The organism is Citrobacter sp. wls619 (genome assembly GCF_005281345.1).
GTDB lineage: Bacteria > Pseudomonadota > Gammaproteobacteria > Enterobacterales > Enterobacteriaceae > Citrobacter.
In genome coordinates this window covers 1-1,441 of record NZ_SZXJ01000019.1, presented here as the reverse complement: position 1 = coordinate 1,441, position 1,441 = coordinate 1, and the positions used below count along the sequence as shown (strand labels likewise).

The 1,441-nt window shown below is 47.6% G+C and carries 1 protein-coding gene; it reads right to left on the bottom strand.

Features of this window, described 5'->3' with window-relative positions; all coding sequences use genetic code 11:
- Positions 1-32: 32 nt before the first annotated feature.
- A protein-coding gene (locus tag FDX19_RS01925) for an IS3 family transposase (protein WP_137381397.1) occupies positions 33-1,390 on the bottom strand; the annotation gives its coding sequence in 2 pieces (ribosomal slippage) (positions 33-928 and positions 928-1,390; 1,359 coding nt in all).
- Positions 1,391-1,441: the final 51 nt, after the last annotated feature.

Below are 1,441 nucleotides of genomic sequence, written 5' to 3'. Positions count from 1 at the left end.
TGAACTGACCCCATAATGTTGGACAGTTTGTTTTAAGCGGTTATCTGTGCCTGGGTTCGGTACTCTACTGGACTCAGGCCTTTCAGTTTTTGTTTTATTCTTTCATGGTTGTAATAATAGATATAGTCATCAATAGCCATGCGTAACTCGCTGATATTCTTGTGTTCCGTCAGGTAAAAACACTCAGATTTCAGTGTGCCGAAGAAGCTCTCCATCACGGCATTATCATGACAGTTCCCTTTCCTTGACATGCTCTGTTTCAGACCCGCCTCCTTAAGCCGCTTCTGATAATGCGCCATCTGATATTGCCAGCCCTGATCTGAGTGGAGCAGTGGGTATTCGTTTTTGCCCAGTACAGCTATAGCCTTCGACAGCATGCTATCCACCATCGGCAGAAGAGGACGGGGCTCCATCTGATACGCAACTATTTCTCCGTTATACAGATCCAGAACCGGGGACAGATACAGCTTTTCTCCGCTGATTTTAAATTCCGTAACATCTGTTACCCACTTTTGGTTGGGCTTATCCGCACTGAACTGCCGGTTCAGTACATTACCCGCGACTTTCCCATGCCGGCCTTTGTAAGAGTTATATTTCTTCCTTCTGATACAACAACTTAAATCTAACACCTTCATTAACCTCTGAACCGTTTTATGGTTCAGTAAGCTTCCTTCCCGACGGCCAGCCAGCGTGATTCGCCTGTATCCATACCGTCCTTTATGTTTATGGAACAGCGTTAAAATCTGCTGCTTATCATCGGCATATTTGTCTGGTTTTTTACCGCTGGTCAGTTGCCAGTAGAACGTGCTTCTCGCCAGCTCTGCTGCTTTTAACAGGCGTGTAAGAGGGAACTTCAGCCTTAACTCATTCACGACCTGCGCTTTAACCCGCGCCCTGACGTGCTTCTTTCCCTGAGTAAGGCCTGCAGCTTTTTTAGATATGCCACTTCAGCACGCAGTTGTTCAAGCTCCTCACGTTCATCCGGATCAAGAGGGGTCTGCAAAGGAGGGACGGGGTGATTCTCAGGGCATTCTGGCATCGTTTTTTTCCTGCGTCGGCTGTCTGTAAGGGCTTCTAATCCCCCTTCATCATACAGTCGTTCCCACAGACGAACAGTGGAAAAGGCAGGGATAGTGAATTTTGCACAGACTTCGCGAACAGACAGCTGGTGTTCACGCATATGCAGGATAACGGACTCTTTAAAAACAGGAGAATAGGTGAAATGCCGGGTTGTAAGCCCGGCTTCGCCATGAAGCTTCCAGGCAGCAGACCACTTACGAACGGCACTGTGATCGATACCAAAACGTTTTGCAGTCGCTTCCTGTCCTTCCTGCCCGGAGAGATAGTACTGCACGACTTCAAGCTTGAAGCTGAGAGAATACTTGCTCATAAAAAACTGCACCTTACTTCGTTGGGTGTCCAACTTTTTGGGTGCAGTTCA